Raw genomic sequence first — 20,099 nt, forward strand, 5'->3', positions numbered from 1 at the left:
TATATCCTTTCAATTCACCTTTGACATAATTAATATCAGTTGATTTTTTCAAGGCTATTTTATGTATTGCTATCAGTTCCGGAAATTTACCATTCTGTTGAAGTTTTTGACTGTATACTGTTTGTAAACTATCAATTTCATGAATTGTTGGTTTTTGAGCATTAAATCCGACCAAACAAATGAATAAAAATAAAATATAAACGATTTTTAAAGGTGAAGAAACTTTCATGGAATTAATAAATTTTTATTTCATTATAAAAATAATAAATCAATTATTACTATTAAGTTAATTATAATTATTAAATAATTAAAAAACACATAAAATATTCATTAAAATTATAAAATTAATTATTTTTCATCAAAATTAATCTTTATCAAAATTGATGAAATACTTCTGACTGAGGGAATCAGAAGTATTTTGTGTTTTCAGAATCTATTTTACGATCAAAAGAGGACAATTTAATTACATTTTTGTTACTATAAAATAATAGCTAAAATTAGAACCTGCCGGGATATTAAAGTAACATTCGTCGTGTGTAAACTGATTAGGCTCCCCACTTGCATATTGAAAAAACAAGGCTATCTTTTGGTTAACCTGCGTAGTTTGCAACGCTACCGTAAGGGTTTGAGGATTTGCAACACTGTATGTCGTGTTATGAGTAGAACCATTATCGTTTCTCATTCCTTCCATCATCCCTCTAAATATAGTATTGGTAGTATATGCACTCCCAGAGCCGGTTGCAAAAATTGTGTTGACCTGCATCTGGCCTGTAAATGTATAATTCTGAGTATTATTATACCGATTACATCTAGATGTTCCATAGAATTCAAATAAATAGACACCTGGTTCAGGGACTATTACATAGTTTACATCAGATACCGATTGGCCATTAATTGTAGCCGACACATCAGTTCCAAATGTAAAACCCAGCGTATTTCCTTTAAGCCCGGAATCGTTTTTTATCGCAAGATTGGTATATTGATTGATACTCGATAAAGAAAATCCGCCCGTATTGGTTGTTAGATTATAAGTTGTTGGATATATTGCTGCATTTTGATAATACATATATTTTACCAAACCCGCTATCCCTACTCCATTGCCAGCTGTTGAAATTCCCAGACTATTGAAAGGAGGTGTAAAGTCCGGTGAAGTCAATACAGGAAGGTTTTGATGCCTGATATTAGTAGTACCTGCGGAATTAACATGTAAAACAGCAGCCGGAAGTGTAGCTCCTAAATTAATGCCGACATAGCCCTGATCTGTTGCTCTTAGAAGTGCTGAAGAAGAAGAGTTTTTGATGTTAAGCGCTCCTGTTGTATTTGTATTCCCTTTTGAAACAATATCAAGCATTGCAGAAGGTGTTGCCGTGTTTACTCCGATATTTTGACCATTTATCAGAAAAAATGAAACTAAAAAGCAAAGTACAAAAGTATTTCTCATGATATTATAATTTTGAAATAATTAATGTAACTTTTTTATCCAACCCATTGGGAGCCGACAGAGAGCATGCTGTGGTATTAAACTGATCTCCAGTTCCCCAATTGATAACAAATGCAACTTTTTGATTAGCTGCCGTAGTTTGAACTACCGAAAATATATTATGTGGAAACGGATAGTTATATTGTCCGGGACTGGACAAAGCTCCTGCGTTATCTCTCATAGGAAAAGAATTATATCGAATTGTTGTGAGCTCCTGATACGACGTACTCCCGGAAGTTCCCAAGTAAATACCGGTACCTATTCCCAAAAGATTGGTTCCTCCACTAGTTCCCGATTTGTTTCCCGTGCAAGATGTATAATAATTTAAATTTAATTTGTAAATACCTGGATTTGGAATTGTAATATATCCTATCTGTGAGGCTGAAGCAGTCGCTCCACTTGTCCGGGTAAGTGTTGCAGAAGCATCAATTCCAAGCGTTACACCTAATGGGTTAGCACTGATTCCGGAAGTTATAAAGGGAATACTAAAAAAAACAGTATTATCATACAAAGAAAAATTATTGGTTGTTTGTGAAGCATCTATTGTCATATAAGAATACATAACAAGTGGCACATACGTTCCAACGTACCCATTTGCATCAATTGCCAGAGGAGAAATCCCTGAGGTAATTTGAGGTAAATTATCATATCTCACCAGTCCGCTTGTATGTAATTTAGCAGTTGGGTTAGCTGTGTTTATTCCAACATTTCCATTATCTAAAATTGTTAACATCTCGGTGCCTGAAGAATTATTAATCTCCAAAGCTTTAGTAGCATTTGTATTTCCTTTAGATTTGATGTCTAAAGTGGCGGTCGGTACTATTTCATTAATGCCAACTTGTGCAAAAGTAAATGTCGAGAATAAGACATTTACGAAAAAAAGTAAATTAGTTTTCATTATTTTTAATTAATTTATAAGGTTAGATTGAGAATATTCCATGAGAGCTAAAATAGACTGGTTGTTATGAATATAATCGGTATCAAAATCATAAATGATGTGATCATTTCCTGATTTGAAAATTCAGAAATATTTATCCAAGTAAAAGAAGTTTGTATCATGTAAATTTTTAATCATTTAAGTGTTTTAATTACTACCAAATCAGCATAAAATTTTAGGTGATAGAATTGGGTTCAAAATTAAATATAAAATCGAAAAACCTAACACTGCATCTGCACTGCGCAATGTTTGAAAATATTCAAAACACTCATAATCAATAAATTGATAATTAAACATGGTACTTAAAATTAATATAAAAAAGTGGACTTATTACAAATAATAAATGATAGTTTATTGATTTTATAGTTCTAGACATATATTTAATAACATAAATTTTTTGTAGTATATCCACATCTCACTAAAAAAATTACTAAATAACAACACAAACACTATTATAAACATAAAATCGACAAGTCTAACACTTTAATACGAAATTATCAATATGATTAATTCAGTTTTATGAGTTAAATCACAAAATAAAAATATTAATTATACTCAAACTTTATATTTTCATACTTTATAAAAATATTGTCTCTTTTCTTTATTATATATGTCTTATAATAAAGTTATTTTTCAACTATTACAGCAATATTATTTAAGATTCAAACACCTTATTTTACCTGCTCCCAAACGTAATTTTAATGTTTTAAAACTTTGTAAAGCTTTCCATTACGACAATTCAGTACTAATCTCTGTTATTCAAAATAATTTATTGAACATTTTATTATTATGAAGAATAGATAATTTCTTCTTGTATTTTGAAAATCAATTATTTAAAAAATGTAGTATTTGTGACGGATGTCTTTTTTTTGCATTCATCTTTATTATCTATTATTTTGTAAACAAGTTGATAAGGAAGATTTCTGATTCAAGAGCTACACTACATATAACAGCAATACGAACAGATAAACCGCTCGGTTTATTGCTTATTGTTGATGATAAGAAAGTCAATTGGCAAATTGCCCTTACGATTAAATAGTATTACAATATCATTTTTCGATAATACTGATCGAGAAACGACAGAAAAGCAACATGAATAAAATACTGATTATAAATAAGTTAAAGTAAAGCTACAGCAAGAATATAAAAAAATATCTCTTATTGTAACTTTTTTAAATATAGTGAAAATTGATATTATGAAAGTTTTGGTATCATCTGTAATTATATATACCTACAATTGTTTTTTACAAATAACTGAAAATAAATAAAACTAGAATACCATGGAAGAAGCCCCTGATTATAAACGTATTTATAGTGACATACTAAACACTTTATATCCTGATAAAATACCTCAGTGCCAGCGAATACTAACTAAGAAAGTACTGTCTAGCTTAGATGTAATCACTCTAAATAAAATTATATTTGACAAGCAGGATCGAGAAACATCTTTTTTTAATCAAAGACATAGATCATATAACGATGAATCAATAAAAGAGATTCTTCAATATCAGAAAAAAAATGACCTTAATAATACACAAATTGCTTTGGAATTTAAATTAAGCAGGAACAGTATTGCAAAATGGAAGAAAAAATATCTGAAAAATCTATAGACTGGTTGTCAAATTTCATTACGATCTTCTTTTGATATTCGTAAAAAAATCTGGTGGTTGTAGTGATCATTAGTAAGTTCTTACTCTTACAACTATTTCTGTATCATTATTGATAAACCCCATTTATTTGTAAGACAGCTTTGGCCATAAATTGATTTAAAGAACTTACTGACGAAGCAGGTCTTGCTATGGCTAGATCTGCGGTGGCACTTCCAGTAGTATTTCTTCTGGTCGCATATATCTCTATCGTGTGAGATCCAACTGATAAATTTGAAGATTGCCCAAGCACAGACCACTTATCAGTAGTCCCTGAAAAACCATTTCCTGATATCGCAAACATTCTTGTCGCAATTAATTTACCATCTAAAAATATCCCAATAGCATATGAAACCGTCATTGTATTGGTCATTGCTGCTGTTGAATCATATTGCACCATTCCTTCTACAGAAATATTTATTGTATTAGCTGGCTGAATAATATTCAAAGTTGATTGCAGTCCCGATATTTTGGTCCAACTTCCATTTCCCGGCATAATACTGCTGGCAGGCGCACTGTTCTCATTATAGGTCGTTGATCCTGTTTGCCCGGCTTGGCTTAACAGTAATCCCGTACTATTACTTACGGAAGGTAAAACAAATGTAAGGTTGCTTCTATCAGTAGATGCTTTTACCACTCCATTTGAGTCTACTAACAAATAAGTTCCGGATCCAGGTTTTATTCCTTCAATGCGTAAAGGATCAGTTGTTCCATTGCCTACAATATGCAACATATTTTGCGGATTTGCAGTATTGATACCAACTTGAGCAAAAGCTGCTGTGTATATTGAAAAAACTAATAAAAACAATATTTTTCCCATTTGTAATATATTTTTGTCTAGATAAATTTAAAAATAGCCTCATTTCTCATATCATTTTCAGGGATTAAAGAAAACTAAATGGAGGCCATTACATTATTCATTTATGTTCTTAGAATCTGAAGAATCTATTGAAGCTGCAGTCCCGTATTGGACTTTTTAGCATTTATAACAACCTTTATACGAGCTACCAACCTTTTCTTATTATTACCTATTTAATTAAGAATTATTACTAATGTTTGATAATAATTAAGCATTTTATAAATTAAAAAATCATTTTCAATTATTTTTTTTCATGATGCAAAGTACCGATATTTCGATATAAAATACTTTAGAATATAGATCGAAATATATCGACAAACACATAGATATTTATCGATTATATGTTCACCTAAAATTAAAATATAAGAGTTATTTCAAAGCAATACAATCATCATTGTTATGAATCGATTCCTACAAAATGTTGTCTCCTGCCGTTATTTTACTGCACTATTATTTAGTTCTTTAATATAGTCAGATGGTGTCATTTGAGTCCTGTCTTTAAATGCTTTAATGAACGTTGTAGGACTTTTATATCCAAACTCTTCAGATATAGTTTGAATAGTATACTTACGAAGTGTTTGATTTTCCTGCAATTCTTTTAGCAAGTAATTTATCCTAAGATCATTTACATATTCGGAAAAAGATATTCCTTTATGTTCATTTATTATTTTAGATAAATAGGCTGTGTTCGTATTAAGCGTTTTAGCAATACTGGCAAGTTTAAAATCGTTTGATAGAAATTTTTTCTCTGATTCTAGCAACTCAAGATTCTTGAGAACTCTTTTAACAAGCTCATCTTCAATCACTATTAAATTCTTATCATTTTCAACTGCTACCTTAAGAGTCTTTTTTTCATCATCTTTTTTCTGAAACTCTATAAAAATCATTTTCTTCTTGTTGTAACGGTATCTGATATAAAAAATAATAACAATAGCAATTAGTATTGTACAGATTATTAATAAAAAGATATATTTCTTATTGTCTTTTATCGTTTCCTCAGAAATAGATCTAATTTCTTGCTGTTCATATTTCCCTAAAAAATTAGTACCGGAAGTATTCTGAATATTTTTTTTCTCTATTTCAACAAGACTTAATTTAGCAAATTTGTATGCGTTTTTATTATCTTTTATATTTTCATAATTGATGCTTAGCAAATGATATATTTTTAGCTTGTTTTCATAACTACATTTTGAAGAAGATTTCTCGTTATACAGCTTTTTGATGTAATAAAAAGCAGAGTCCGGTTTTTTAATGAAAGTATATATTTCTGCTTTTCCCAACCAAATTATCTCTCGAGATAAGTTTTTATTCATTATTACAGAATCCTTTTCGCATTTATTATAAAGTAACAATGAAGCCGCATATTGTTTTTTCAGTAATTTGAGATTAGCTTGTCTACTTATTAATAAAGCTTTGGAGTATAAAGAAAAATTTGAAAGACCTTTCATTATTTTATAAGCATTTTCATAACTATATTGGGCAGAATCTAAAAGTTTACTATCACCAACATCTTTATACCATTTAACAAATGTATCTCCTTTTGTATTGTAGGCTGCAGCTATTTCTCCATTTTTAAGAAAACTGCTGTAAAGAGAGTTTTTCACATCAAATTTGATATCTTTTAAATGTATATTCAAAAGCTCAATACTTTTTGTATAATTTCCTAATTCGGAATAGGCAACAGCTAAAAAAATTATTTGTTTTTTCTTATACACTGGGCTCATCCCTTTTGAAAAATAATTTAAATACTTAAGTCCCTGCAAGATATTTCCCGATCTTTTCTCAATATAAAACAATCTTGTTATGGCAATATGTTTTAATCCTTCATAATCTGGAATCTGAAGTGTATTTCGACTATTTTCGATCTGATTTAGTGAAGATAAAATTGCATTTTTTGCTTCCGAATACTTCCCTTTCTTATACAATACAGAAGCAGAATCGACCTTAATTAATAAATGATATCGTAATGGATATTTAGAAATTCTTTTAAATTTTAAATTCTCGTCATTTAATTTAAAATGTACCAATTCCCACTGATCTTTCTTAATTAAGCTATCAATTTCTAATGACGTCTTTTGGAAAAATGAGTTTTGGGAAAAAATCCTTATAGATATAAAGAAAAGTATATAAAATATCTTTTTTGCTGGAATCATTTGTGTGTTAAAATATTTCAAATTTAGTTTAAATTATTCGCATAAAACAAATAAATATAAAAAATAATGTTATAAAATCAGCAAATAACATAAAATAAAACAACAACTCAACAGATGTATTATCAACAGTTTACATATATTAAAATCAAACAATATTTTCAAATTTATAAATCTGATTACTATATTCTTTTGAACAGCATAGTATTTAGATAGGTTTGTGTTTTTAATTAAAAAAACATTTATGAAAAAAATTATTCTTTTTTTTGGATTACTGTTGATCATGCATATCCATGCACAAAGTCCATTATCTAAATTCACTGCAACAGTTGTAGGAACAAATACCATTAACTATTCAAATACAAGTAGTGGAAGTCCAAATTCTGTCTTATGGGAGTTTACGGGAGGCAGTCCTTCTACATCTACTGATCCCAATCCCTCTGTTTCCTATTTGGCCGCGGGAATATATACAGCAAAGCTTACTGTCAGCAATGCTTCAGGAAATTCCGTGTCTACAAGAACGATAAAAATTTCGGCAGGAAATATTATTGATTTATCATCCGGTAAATATGATGACGGAACAATAATGGCCGATGGTATTGCTGATCCGGACTGGACATATACCCATCCTAGCGGCGCAATTACAACTCCTGTAGCAAGATATGCTGCAACTGCGGCAGGATGGTCTTCTGCTTCTACAGGAGGAATAGCAGGTGTTACAAGCTGGATAACAGGTAATAATGTAGATATCGGATATCATTTATATGACAGCAAGCAATTTACGATTCCGGAAAATGTTGCGGATGCTGTTCTTAATCTTCGCTCGCTATCATTCGTAAGAAACTGGACCTATCTAGAAAAATTGAATGCCGATGGCAGTATTACGGAAACACAGGTCACCGCAACCACTTTTATGAGTGATGGCGCTAAAGGCTGGCTGAATTCAAGAAGTCCGGAAGTTATGAATTATGCTTTGGCGCCCGGTAAATATTTTATTAGAGTAAAAGTATATACCAATAGCACGGCACAAAGACAGGCAACAGATGTCAATGCAAATATTTCATTCGGAAAAGCTGTCACAGTTTCTCCTATAGTGGATTTTTCAGCTTCAGCTTCAACAATTTGTAATGGAAGCAGTGTACAACTGACAACTACCCCGAATCCATCGGGAGCAATAAGTAATAACTGGAAATTTGATGATGGAGCAAACGTACTGACATCCAATCAGAATAATCCTTCGGTCTCATTTACCAATGCAGGAACCCATTATGCTGAACTTACCTCTGATTTTGGAGATTATATGCTTTCTTCATTAAAAATAAATAATTTCATACAGAGCTCTGCTACGCCTTCTGCACCTATCGTTTCTGTAAGTCAGTCCGGTTGTTCTGCTTCATCAGGTTCTGTTGTATTAAGTAACCTGTCTGCAGATTCGCCATATAATATCAGTAAAAACGGTATTGTAATTTTGACGAATCAAATAGGAACTACGCAAAATATTTCAAATTTATCACCTGGAACTTATACCTTTACGGCTACGGATGTAGCAACAGGCTGCGTTTCTTTAAATTCAGACAGCGTAACTATTGCACCGGCTGCAAATCCTACCTTGTCAATAGGTACCGTTGTTCAACCAACATGTTCTAACGGAGGAAGTATAACCGTAAATAGTTTGCCAATTACAGGATGGTCCTTAAAAGCAGCTAGTCCAGATTATACTTATTCTGCAAGTGGTACAGACAGCAGTTATACATTTACGGGTCTACAGCCGGGAACATACTCTGTTTCGGTGACCACATCGGGAGGTTGTACGGCAACTGCCTCTCCAAATGTAGTATTAAATACTCCTGTATTACCTACTTTTACATCTCAGGTGACCCAGGCTACCTGTACAACTACGGGAAGTATTGTTGTAACAGCTACACCTGTAACAGCTACAACACAGTATAGTTTTGATAATGGACAAACCTACCAAACATCAAATTCAAAAACTGGCCTATTGGGTGGAGATTATATTGTTTTAGTAAAAGATATGGTAAATGAATGTACATCATTACCTAAAACGGTTACTATAAATTCTACCCTTTCAATAAGTTCGCCAAGCAGTACTATTTGTAAAACTGCAAATACGATAAGCACATTACAGCTTTCTCTTAGCAGTACAGCTACAGGTACATGGTCTGTAACGACTTCGCCTGCTACAGCAGGAATCAGTATTTCTAATACAGGTCTTTTAACTGTGGCAGCTGCAACTAATCTTACCGCTAAAGTTACTGCAACAGTCAAGTTTACTTCAGCTACATGTGGTACAATTACAAAAGATATCAGTATATATCCAACGTATGCAGCTACTTTTAGCCAATTGCCAACTACTATTTGTTATGGTGCAATTCCTACTATCAATGGAACCTCTACGACAATCTTACCAAATACCGTATCTGTAACAGTAAATGGAGCAACTCAATCTATGACAGGAACCTGGTATCCTGCTTCTGTTGATAATAAAATTACTACCATCTATACTTTTACACCTTCAAATAATACATTTAATAATCCTTGTATTAGTTTTAATCATACTATTACAATAACTCAAAATATGAGTTTAATTGCCGGAGGTCTGAATGCAGTAGTAAGAACGGGAGCTATCAATGAAATAGCAAGATTTAATATGCCCACTACTGCAACTTTTTCAGGGACTGTTACTAATTCATCGGGGACTATTACAAATATTTCGAGTGATGCCAATTTCTATTTTGGTACTATATCAGAACTTGTAGGATATACCCGCATCATAAGAACAAAAGCAACTGCTGTTCCTGGTGATTATACTATACAATTCACTTGTGTACAAAGCGGATGTACGGCTACAGAAACGGTAAAAGTAAAGATTCTGGCGTCTGATCAGCCTATATGGGCGTATGCACCAAATAGCTATATTTTTACTGGAAATGATGATTCAGGAGCTGAAGCAGACGGTATAAAAATACCTGTAAAGAAAGCTTTTGAAATGTGGAAAGACAATATGGATCAAACAATTTCTTTCAATAATGCAATCCCAAGTACAGCAGTGCTATCTGCATATGTATATTGGGAAGATGTTTCAGGCTTAATAAAATCAGCAGGTGATTATAAGCTGGAAATGGAAGGAACAGGTGACGCTTCTAAAATTAAAGTATTAATTGATAAATCTAAAGGGAAAGGAAATGCATTAATTGCACTTCATGCAGGTGCAAATGGTAATAACACAGACCCTATTTACTGGAGTTGGCATATTTGGAAAACAGATAATCCTACTGTAAACGGAAGTACCTATCGATCTAGCGGATCAGAAACCAGAAAAAATATCGCGGGAGGAACTGAACCAATCCCAGCTTCTGACTGGAAATGGATGGATAGAAACCTAGGTGCAACCAATGCCGAGTTTTTAGGAAATGACTGGAACAAATCTTCAGGTCTTATGTATCAGTGGGGAAGAAAAGATCCTATCCCTCCTCTTACTTATAAAGACGGAACAGCGTATGAAGTATATGGAGAAGTGGGTAGACTTATTGCTACTAATTTCCAGCAAAATGCTTCACCATACGGATGGATTGTTAGACCTAATAATAACTCTACGAATCACTCAGAAGTGGTTAAGAATTTAAAATATGCAACTCAGAATCCTGCACAACTTATTACATATATCAGTAGGTTGAACGAAACCTGGTTTTCGGATCAGGAATATAAATCTGTAGGATCCAATGAAGCTACAAGAGTATCTTGGGATTTATGGGCAGATAATAGAACTGGCTTCTTTTCAAATGCAACAGCAAGTGCTACAACGTATAGTGTTGACGGATATTCATATGAATTAAAATCTGCGTTTGATCCTTGCCCTTGCGGATGGAGAATCCCTTCACATTTAGGAGGAGCTACTATTAATAACAATCTTAATCCTTTTGGAAGATCAAATAGTGGAGTAAATGATGACACTGATGCAGCTAAAGCTTCATTTTATTTGAATACTCCAACTACATTTTTAGAAAAGGTTAAAGTATATCCTCAAATTGGATTTGATTTTAGAAATCAAACTACCGCTTCGGGTGGAAGTACAGACAGAAATATGGGATTATTCCCGATAACAGGAGCGTTTGTATTTGTAGGCCCCAATGAATTAAGCGATTATTACCACAGTACACCAATGGTAAACTATGTCAATTGGCTTTCTACTGGTGGTGCACCTACTTCTACTTATTCTCCATGGAACGGGGTTCGAGGTTTTGGTTTGGTATCAGATTATCATACCACACCTGAAAATGCAGCGTATAAAATCAGTGTTAATCAGACATCTCCCACCAAAGGAGCAGGTACTGTAAGATGTATGAGAGATCCATATTACAATAGTACATTTGCCGCTGTAGATTTTAATGCTTTTAAAACAGATTTTATTGCAGCAACTTCTGTACAATATCCTGTTGAAACAGTTAAGGCATGGACTAAAGAAGCCAACAGTTATATTATAAAAACAACTGAAAACTCTAAAACCTTTAATTCAAGAAAGGCATATGCAATGCATCAGGTATATACTTCTGCAAATAACGATTTTCCTTCCGGAACACCTTCATTAGAAGTTTACTGGACAACCAATCCTCTCTTAATAGAAAGTCTTAATTTATCTTCAGGTTCTACAATTGAAAATAGCTTATTGACTATTAATAGAAAACCTGGTGAATATGGTAATGCAGTTGTTGCGATGCATGTTGGTGAAACTGGTACATCTTCTGATCCTGTTATCTGGAGCTGGCATATTTGGGCTCCTGAAACCGATCCTTCAGAATTACCGGTATATACCACCGAAACACCGGCGCCAAGTTCTGCAGGTCAGGTTATTAACCCTCCATATAATTTAATTGCGCCTCAATTAAAAACCATTTTTATGGACAGGAACTTAGGAGCTTTGGTTGCTTTTCCAACGGTGACAGACAATGTAGATGATATTATTTATAAAAAATCTATAGGATTACATTATCAATGGGGAAGAAAAGATCCTTTACCTACATTTTTGGACCAGGATATGATTTATAAAGGAGTTAATACGATTAATTCAAGTCAATTCCTAAGTAGTTTTATAAGCAAATATTCTCAGTATTCTTCGTTAACAGGAATCGGAGCATCAGACAAACGTTATATTAAAACTCAGAAAATATTAGGATATTCAGCAGCTAATCCTTTAACATTTATGTATAATGATTCTTCTGCAGCTACTGACTGGCTTACTAATGATAAAGGAGCTGCTAATGACAGATGGGGACATGCTACCGAAAAATCGCCTTTTGATCCTTGCCCGGATGGATGGAGAATCCCAGATTTTTCTTTCAACATCAGCTCTTTGCAAAAAGGAACTTCACCTTGGTATCTTGGGGATATTGTGGATCCTTTAAATCCTTCCAAAAAAGGAGTTTTACAGATTTGGGACACCAATGGAAGCAACCCGACAATAGCAAATGCGGCATCAAATGTTTATAATGGAAAATTAATAAAAACATCAGATAACAAATGGGCAGGATGGATTTTTAATGATGCAACCATTAATTACAAAATTGGAAATTACCCTATTTCCGGTATCCGTAATCTGAGTGGAGTTTCTACAAGTGTGAACGAAATGGGAGTTTGGGCTGCTTCATCAGAAGCCGGTATAGCCAACGCATTTTCAACACGTCTTCAGAAGATGCAGACAGGACAATATTATGAGATACAATTAGGAATGTCATGTCGTTGTGCAAAAATCCAGTACGATGCCACAACAGGTAAAGAAATCGGAAGATATGATCCAAATGCAATACCTGTGACGCCAAATACAGGAAAACAAGCGGTCAATACTTTTGCTAAAAAAGAAATTGAGCAAAAAGTAAATTCTGACAAACTTGTAGTGTATCCAAATCCGGTAAGCACGGTATTATACATTAACGCAAAAGATACTAAAGACTATTATTATCAAATTTATAACATGTCTGGACAATTAGTAAAAACCGGAAAGTTTGAAAATAAACAGACTGATGTTTCTTCGCTAATTTCAGGAGCTTATCTTATAAGGATTAATGATTCTGAAGCAATGGTAAAAGTTATTAAGAAATAATGTTTTACCAAAATTTAAAACTTAGCCTTTTTATATAATATTAATTTTAAAATTTTATCAAAATGAAAAATTTCAAGAAAATTTCAAGAAGTGAATTAAAATCAATCCATGGAGGAATCTACAATTGTGCAAACATTCCACCGGCAGATTGCCCTTGCAACCCCCATACACAATACAGATGTAATGGAGTGTGCATTCCATTAGGTAATACGTGTTATAAGCCTGGCTAATTAAAAAAAACACAAGAAAAGTTAAGCCTCATGTTACATGAGGTTTAATTTGGTTTAAACGAACTAAATCATACTACAAAAGTATTCGAAGATACGCTCATCTCGATAAAAAACAAAATGGCGATACTTGTATTTAAGTAGCGCCATTTTTTATTACAAATTTTCTTTGACTTAAATCAATATCGTCAAATATGTAAACTGTAAATTATTATTAGCTAATATATTAAATAGATTAATTCTTATTACTACAGATTTCCAGTTAATATTATCTTTTGCCCCTTGCTCTGCAGAAGTGGTTTCAATGCCATTCTCTAAATTTTCTTTGGTTCCACTGCCTCACAAAAACCTTCCCATATTCGAACTTATAGAAACACGTTTCTTTTTCTTTTTCATTGGGTCTGAGTAGTGTAAAACATTCGCCTTCCGGAAGCTCAATAATCTCATGTATTGTATTGGCCGAAACAAAGTGTGAAGTCCCTTCAACCCTGTGATGTATTGAGGAATTATAGATTCCGTCTTCATGAATTTCATAAATCCTTTCGACATAGCTCCCTTTTAGAATGTGCGTCGTGAAACTGAACGGATGATCATGTATATGCTCATTCTGGTCTTTTTCGCTGAAATGATGAATGACCGCATCAAAAGGCAAACCTTTTAAATGATGTTTCATAAATACAGCATTCATTTTTTCACGTTTGATCTTTATATTTATCATGTTTTTTAATTTTTTTCGTGTAACAATACAAACTATAAAAATGAGAACATTTGTAATTTTCAGAATCTTAAATTGTGAATAAGAAAAGAATCAATCACTTATTTTCACTCCTTCCGTCTGTTATATTTTATAAAAATAATGAAAAAATAGGAGTTAGAATTAGGTGCTTTGTGTTTTATTCTCAGATGTTACAACATCTATAAAACCATATTTTTTTTGCAATTAATAACTTTTAAATAAAAACTGCTGTAATAATCCTTTAACCAAACTCATTGGTATCAGAATTGCAAATATCTGAATACGATCAATTCTGATATTTATTAAAAAAATTACAGTAACCTGAAGTACATGTTAATACCAAAGTGTTAAAAAAAACAGTAAATGAAAAATTTTACGGAACGTTTTATAGACTCACTCTTCTCGAGATTTTCAATTTTACCTAGTGTAAAATTTAGCATCTTTATTCCTGTGAAGGATGAAGAAGCATATATTTTTAAGACACTTACTGCCTTTTCCAGGCAAGTCGACCTGTTTGGAAAATCTTTGGATTCAAAGCAATTTGAAATTTTGATTTTGGCGAATAATTGCTCGGATCAGTCTGTAGCTCTTATAAAACAGTTTCAAAATAATCATCCGGAACTTAATATCTATTTAGAAGAAGTCATATTGTCTGCGAAGCAGGCGAATATTGGATATGTGCGCAGAAAATTAATGGAATGTGCCTATACAAGATTACATAAAAATGGTGGTGGCATCATTATGACGACAGACGGTGATACTACCGTGGCACCAGACTGGATTTCTCAGACTTATCGGGAGATTAATAATGGAGCAGAGGTCGTAGGGGTAGAATATTACTATATAAAGATGAAATGGAAAGTTTGGATCAACTTACCCGTTTACTTCATTTAAAAGACGAAAAATACCAGCTCCTAGTTGCCGAACTGGAAGGTAAAATAATCGATTCCGATTTTGATCCTTTCCCAAGACATCATCAACATTTCAACGGCAGTTTTGCGATAACTTCTGAATCGTATGCAAAATCAGGCGGTGTTCCTATTGTAGAACATTTGGAAGATTGTGCATTTTTTGAGCAATTACAAGCCCTGGATACCAAAATTCGCCACAGCTTTGATGTAAAAGTTTATACTTCTGCAAGATGTGTAGGGCGGGCTCAAATCGGACTTTCCTATCAATTAAACGTATAAACGTATGGAAAAATTTAGGGAAAAATGTTGATCAATATTTCGTTGAATCTTGCGCTTCCATCACAAAAAGGCTTACTCAAAAGAGAAATCTCAATGATTTGTGGAAAATAAAGAATCAAATAACAGAATTAGATTTTTACGAAACTATCAAAGAAAACATTCCAGAGATTATTGTGGACGAAAAGTTACATAATATTTTTCTAGACAGCATCTATTTTGGGGAGTGCTATGAAAAATTAATGAAACTCCAGCATACAATTTATAAAGACAAAAGCCCTGACAGTTCTTCTATTGACACTGCAATTAACGAATTGCAAATGAAGCTTCAGGAGTATTCTAATCACAATTTTTCCCAGACATCAATTCTATAATTTTCTGCTCTGTTGCTGAAAACATTGATCATTTTTCCTTGCATTAGTTTTTCAAAACTTTGATGTACCTCATCGCCTGTCTGTGGATAATCATGAACTTCGGGCAACCAATGTATTAAAAAAATATTCCCATTAGATTTTAACCTGTCAAACAAACTTAAAATAGCCGATTTCCAGTCAGTTGGTGAGAGATAATACGCTACTTCTGAGATCATGATTAAGTCATATTGGTCATCTGGAAGCTAATTTTGAAAATTGAGTTTTTTAAAAGACACATTTTTTATATCTACGCAGCGTGAAGCAGCAAGATCCAAAGCTTTTTGTGAAATATCTGTAGAATGTAGATATTCTGTGTAATCGATTACTTTTTAGTGAAATACTGGTGGTTTTTGGTAATCAAAATGAATTACAAAACACATCAAATCATTAAAAACGAGCTACTATAAAATGAAACATAACAATACAACTAACTGATTGTCAAAATGTAAAACAATAAACAATATACCCTTATCATATAATTAAAGATATGGTTGCATATGATTTAAAATCATTAGTTTTAAAACCCTATCCTGTCGTTTCAAAATGACGTCAGATTAAAACTTTAATTGATAATGATTAGAAGTAAAATAGCATTTTTTATCGTCGGAACAGTCATTTCAATTTCCGTTCAGGCACAGCAAAATTTAAAATTAAATTATAACAAACCTGCAGAAAACTGGAATGAAGCTTTGCCCATCGGAAACGGAAAGTTGGGTGCAATGGTTTTTGGTGGCGCCATTCAGGAACATCTGCAGTTGAATGAGGAGACCATCTGGGCTGGAGAACCCGGAAACAATGTTCCCAAAAATACGTTTGACAGCATTCAGAAAGTTCGCAGATTGATCAATGAAGGTCAGTTTGAAAAAGCGCAGGATCTTACCAATAATACTTACCCGAGAACTGCCCCTAAAGATTTAAATTACGGGATGCCCTACCAAACGATGGGCGATTTGTTTTTGGATTTTAAAGGCCACGAGAATTTTAAGAATTACAACCGAACCTTAGATATTGAAAAAGCCATCAGCACAGTTTCTTATGAAGTCAATGGTGTGACTTTCAAACGTGAAATTTTCTCGTCATTTGCGGATAATGTGATTATGATTAAATTAACTTCCAGTAAAAAAGGAAGTCTGAATTTCAATATCAATGCTTCTACTCCACATCTGAAAAAATCAATCTTTACTGAGAAAAACCAACTGGTCATCAACGGAACAAGCGGCTCTGTTGATAATAAAATTGGAAAAATTAATTTTGAAACCATCGCTCTTCCTGTTTTAAAAGGTGGAAAACTGACCTCGACCAATGACCGATTGAATATTACAGGAGCAGATGAAGTGATCATTTATGTTTCTATCGCCACAAATTTTAAAAAACACAATGACCTTAGCGGAAATCCTGATGCGAGAGTTTCAGAATATTTAAATTTAGCTTTAAATAAAAAGTACGACGCTGAACTTAAGGCTCACATTGATAAATATCAAAAATATTTCAAACGGGTAAGTCTAGATTTGGGGACAAATGAGCAGGCGAAAAAAACTACAGACGTCAGAATTAAAGAGTTTGGAAATTCCAGCGACCCGGATTTGGTGGCTCTGTATTTTCAGTTCGGAAGATATCTTTTGATTTCCTCGTCACAACAGGGAACGCAGCCCGCAAACCTTCAGGGAATCTGGAATTATAAATTAAATCCGGCCTGGGACAGTAAATACACAGTGAACATTAACACAGAAATGAATTATTGGCCGGCAGAAAACACCAATCTTTCCGAAATGCACGAGCCTTTGTTTGATATGATTCAGGATTTGTCGGTTACCGGACAGGAATCTGCCAAAGAAATGTACCACGCAAGAGGCTGGAATATGCACCACAACACCGACCTTTGGCGAATTACAGGCGTTGTGGACGGCGGCTTCTACGGAATGTGGCCGATGGGCGGTGCGTGGCTGACCCAACACGTCTGGAACCATTATCTGTACACCGGAGATAAAGAATTTCTAAAGAAAAACTACGAAGCTTTGAAAGGATGCGCCTTATTTTATTTGGATGTTCTTCAACAAGACCCTTCGAAAAAGTATCTCGTGGTGTCACCATCAATGTCTCCCGAAAATAAATACTTTAAAAACGTAAGCATCACCGCGGGAACGACGATGGACAACCAGTTGGTGTTTGATGTGTTTAATAATTTCATCAATGCTTCAAAAGCTTTAAATCTGGACAAAAGTCTTTCGGATGAGATAAAATCGGCTTTGAGCAAACTTCCGCCAATGCAAATCGGACAACACGCCCAGTTGCAGGAATGGCTTACCGATATGGACAGAACCGATGATAAACACAGACATATTTCTCATCTGTATGGTTTGTTTCCATCAGGTCAGATTTCGCCGTTCAGAAATGCAAATTTGGCGGAAGCAGCAAAGAATTCTATGATTTACCGTGGCGATAAATCCACAGGTTGGTCGATGGGTTGGAAAGTGAACTGGTGGGCAAGATTGCTTGATGGAAACCGTGCTTTCAAATTGATTTCAGACCAGTTGACGCCAGCTCCGATGGAAACCAAAGGACAATCTGGAGGAACTTATCCTAATCTTTTGGACGCACATCCGCCGTTTCAAATCGACGGAAATTTTGGCTGTACTTCCGGGATTGCTGAGATGCTTTTACAAAGTTATGATGGTTATCTTTACTTACTTCCAGCACTTCCCGATGCTTTACCAAACGGCTCTGTGAAAGGATTGACAGCAAGAGGTGGTTTTGAAATCGATATGGATTGGAAAAATTCCAAGCTGACAAAACTGACCATCAAATCTACTTTGGGTGGGAATGCGAGAATTAGATTGGCAAAAGATATTCAGCTAAAATCAAAAACAACTTTCATCACCGCAAAAGGTGAAAACCCCAACGAATTTTATCAGGTTAATTCCATTAAAACACCTTTAAAATCTGATAAGGCCGAAATGAAAGGATTCGCTGTTACAGAAACTCAACTTTTGGATTTTAATACTGAAAAAGGTAAAACTTACATTTTTGAAGTGAAATAAATTAGTCTTCAATCTAAAATAAAACTCCTGATAAATATTTTTATCAGGAGTTTTTGTTATTTAAAAAATACTCTTCATTAAATATATATCAATGGAACCGCATTGTCTAAATCTTTGATTAAATCATCAAAATTGTAAATAATTGCCACGACCTATAAACAAAGTTGACCTTTGCATATCAATCTAAATTTGTATCAACTAAAAACAGATTTATATGTCAAACAACAATTACCAAGGTGCATTACAGCAACCAATCAACTCAGGATTTAATGGGGGCTTCAACTTCAGTAGAAGTTATTAAGGGAATCGATCTGACAGGGAAAATCGCTATCGTCACTGGTGGCTATGCGGGGATAGGACTAGAAACCGTTAAAGCACTGACATCGGCCGGAGCAACGGTGATCGTACCGGCAAGAGATACGGAAAAAGCTAAGAATAATCTGGTTGGGATTGCTAATGTGGAGTTGGAAACAATGGATCTGATGAATCCTGTCTCCATAGATTCATTTGCAGAAAAATTTATGTCATCTCAAAGACCATTGCATCTTCTGATCAACAACGCCGGAATTATGTGGGTACCTTTGCAAAGGGACAGTCGTGGTTATGAATCTCAACTATCGACAAACCATCTTGGACATTTCCAATTAACTTCCAGACTGTGGAAAGCTTTGATCAAAGCCAAGGGCGCCAGAGTGATTAATGTTTCTTCCTGGGGACACCATTATTCAAAATTCAATTTTGAAGATCCTAATTTTGAGAAAAGGGAATATGAAACCTTGCTGGGTTATGGTCAATCCAAGACTGCCAATATCCTGTTCTCGGTAGAGCTGGATAACAGAGGTAAAGATTATGGTGTAAGAGCTTATTCATTACATCCCGGAGCCATTGTAGAAACAGACATTAAAAGACATCTTACATATGAACAACTTTCCGGTTTAGGTGTTTATGATGAAAATGGTGACGTAGTAAGAGATGCGTTGAAAGGATTAAAAACAATTTCTCAAGGTGCTTCTACAACCGTATGGGCAGCCACCAGCCCGGATTTGAATGAAATAGGAGGCGTTTATTGCGAAAACAACAATATCGCGGAAGTAGATCACTCTATAGATGAAAGTCAGGAAAATTTTGCAGACAGAATGACGGATATTAAAAAATTATCGGGTGTTCTGGATTATGCACTGGATGAAGCATCGGCAAAGGATCTGTGGATCTTAAGCGAAAATTTGACCGGCGTAAAATTCATAATTAATAGATTCTAAAAACATACATCAGAAGTTGAAATAAAAACATTTCAGAGCAAAAAAAAACTGC

Annotated in this window: 12 protein-coding genes and 1 pseudogene; 7 read left to right on the forward strand and 6 right to left on the reverse strand. The window is 33.8% G+C overall.

Annotation, left to right across the window (positions count from 1 at the left end; translation table 11 throughout):
* Window positions 1-463: 463 nt before the first annotated feature.
* Together SB689_RS06050 and SB689_RS06055 are read right to left on the reverse strand one after the other, a co-directional pair.
* Window positions 464-1,441, reverse strand: a complete 978-nt coding sequence (locus SB689_RS06050; RefSeq protein WP_410691253.1) for a hypothetical protein — start codon at window positions 1,439-1,441, stop codon at window positions 464-466.
* Window positions 1,442-1,445: 4 nt separating this feature from the next.
* Window positions 1,446-2,378 carry a hypothetical protein gene (locus tag SB689_RS06055; RefSeq protein ID WP_410691254.1) on the reverse strand — a complete coding sequence of 311 codons (933 nt, stop codon included), beginning with the start codon at window positions 2,376-2,378 and terminating at the stop codon, window positions 1,446-1,448.
* Between the two features lie 1,319 nt (window positions 2,379-3,697).
* Here SB689_RS06055 and SB689_RS06060 point away from each other — a divergent pair.
* Window positions 3,698-4,027 (forward strand): helix-turn-helix domain-containing protein, encoded by a 330-nt coding sequence (locus SB689_RS06060; protein WP_410691255.1) that lies wholly within the window; start codon window positions 3,698-3,700, stop codon window positions 4,025-4,027.
* Between the two features lie 106 nt (window positions 4,028-4,133).
* Here the strand turns inward: SB689_RS06060 and SB689_RS06065 are convergent, their stop codons facing one another.
* Together SB689_RS06065 and SB689_RS06070 are read right to left on the reverse strand one after the other, a co-directional pair.
* Entirely contained in the window at window positions 4,134-4,883 is a 750-nt protein-coding gene (locus SB689_RS06065; protein ID WP_410691256.1) for a hypothetical protein, read from the reverse strand.
* A gap of 473 nt (window positions 4,884-5,356) precedes the next feature.
* Window positions 5,357-7,075 (reverse strand): helix-turn-helix domain-containing protein, encoded by a 1,719-nt coding sequence (locus tag SB689_RS06070; protein ID WP_410691257.1) that lies wholly within the window; start codon window positions 7,073-7,075, stop codon window positions 5,357-5,359.
* 241 nt (window positions 7,076-7,316) lie between these two features.
* Between SB689_RS06070 and SB689_RS06075 the strand changes: the two genes are divergently transcribed.
* Both SB689_RS06075 and SB689_RS06080 read left to right on the forward strand, forming a co-directional pair.
* Complete coding sequence (locus SB689_RS06075) at window positions 7,317-13,187, forward strand: PKD domain-containing protein (protein ID WP_410691258.1); 5,871 nt, start codon at window positions 7,317-7,319, stop codon at window positions 13,185-13,187.
* 62 nt (window positions 13,188-13,249) lie between these two features.
* Complete coding sequence (locus SB689_RS06080) at window positions 13,250-13,417, forward strand: bacteriocin-like protein (protein WP_410691259.1); 168 nt, start codon at window positions 13,250-13,252, stop codon at window positions 13,415-13,417.
* Between the two features lie 298 nt (window positions 13,418-13,715).
* Here the strand turns inward: SB689_RS06080 and SB689_RS06085 are convergent, their stop codons facing one another.
* The gene (locus tag SB689_RS06085; RefSeq protein WP_410691260.1) at window positions 13,716-14,132 is read right to left on the reverse strand and encodes a hypothetical protein; all 417 of its coding nucleotides are present in this window, start codon (window positions 14,130-14,132) and stop codon (window positions 13,716-13,718) included.
* Between the two features lie 381 nt (window positions 14,133-14,513).
* Between SB689_RS06085 and SB689_RS06090 the strand changes: the two genes are divergently transcribed.
* Entirely contained in the window at window positions 14,514-15,044 is a 531-nt protein-coding gene (locus tag SB689_RS06090; RefSeq protein WP_410691261.1) for a glycosyltransferase, read from the forward strand.
* Window positions 15,005-15,340: a hypothetical protein gene (locus SB689_RS06095; RefSeq protein ID WP_410691262.1), complete on the forward strand. Its 336-nt coding sequence runs from the start codon at window positions 15,005-15,007 to the stop codon at window positions 15,338-15,340. The genes SB689_RS06090 and SB689_RS06095 overlap by 40 nt, the downstream gene beginning before the upstream one ends.
* A gap of 340 nt (window positions 15,341-15,680) precedes the next feature.
* On the opposite strand, the gene SB689_RS06100 is transcribed toward SB689_RS06095, so the two are convergent.
* Window positions 15,681-15,926 carry a hypothetical protein gene (locus SB689_RS06100; protein ID WP_410691263.1) on the reverse strand — a complete coding sequence of 82 codons (246 nt, stop codon included), beginning with the start codon at window positions 15,924-15,926 and terminating at the stop codon, window positions 15,681-15,683.
* Window positions 15,927-16,322: 396 nt separating this feature from the next.
* On the opposite strand from SB689_RS06100, the gene SB689_RS06105 reads away from it, so the two are divergent.
* Both SB689_RS06105 and SB689_RS06110 read left to right on the forward strand, forming a co-directional pair.
* Window positions 16,323-18,788, forward strand: a complete 2,466-nt coding sequence (locus SB689_RS06105; protein ID WP_410691264.1) for a glycosyl hydrolase family 95 catalytic domain-containing protein — start codon at window positions 16,323-16,325, stop codon at window positions 18,786-18,788.
* A gap of 214 nt (window positions 18,789-19,002) precedes the next feature.
* Window positions 19,003-20,047: pseudogene (locus tag SB689_RS06110) on the forward strand (SDR family NAD(P)-dependent oxidoreductase).
* Window positions 20,048-20,099: the final 52 nt, after the last annotated feature.

Origin of the sequence: Chryseobacterium sp. SIMBA_038 (assembly GCF_046535115.1) — a bacterium.
Taxonomy (GTDB): Bacteria; Bacteroidota; Bacteroidia; order Flavobacteriales; family Weeksellaceae; genus Chryseobacterium.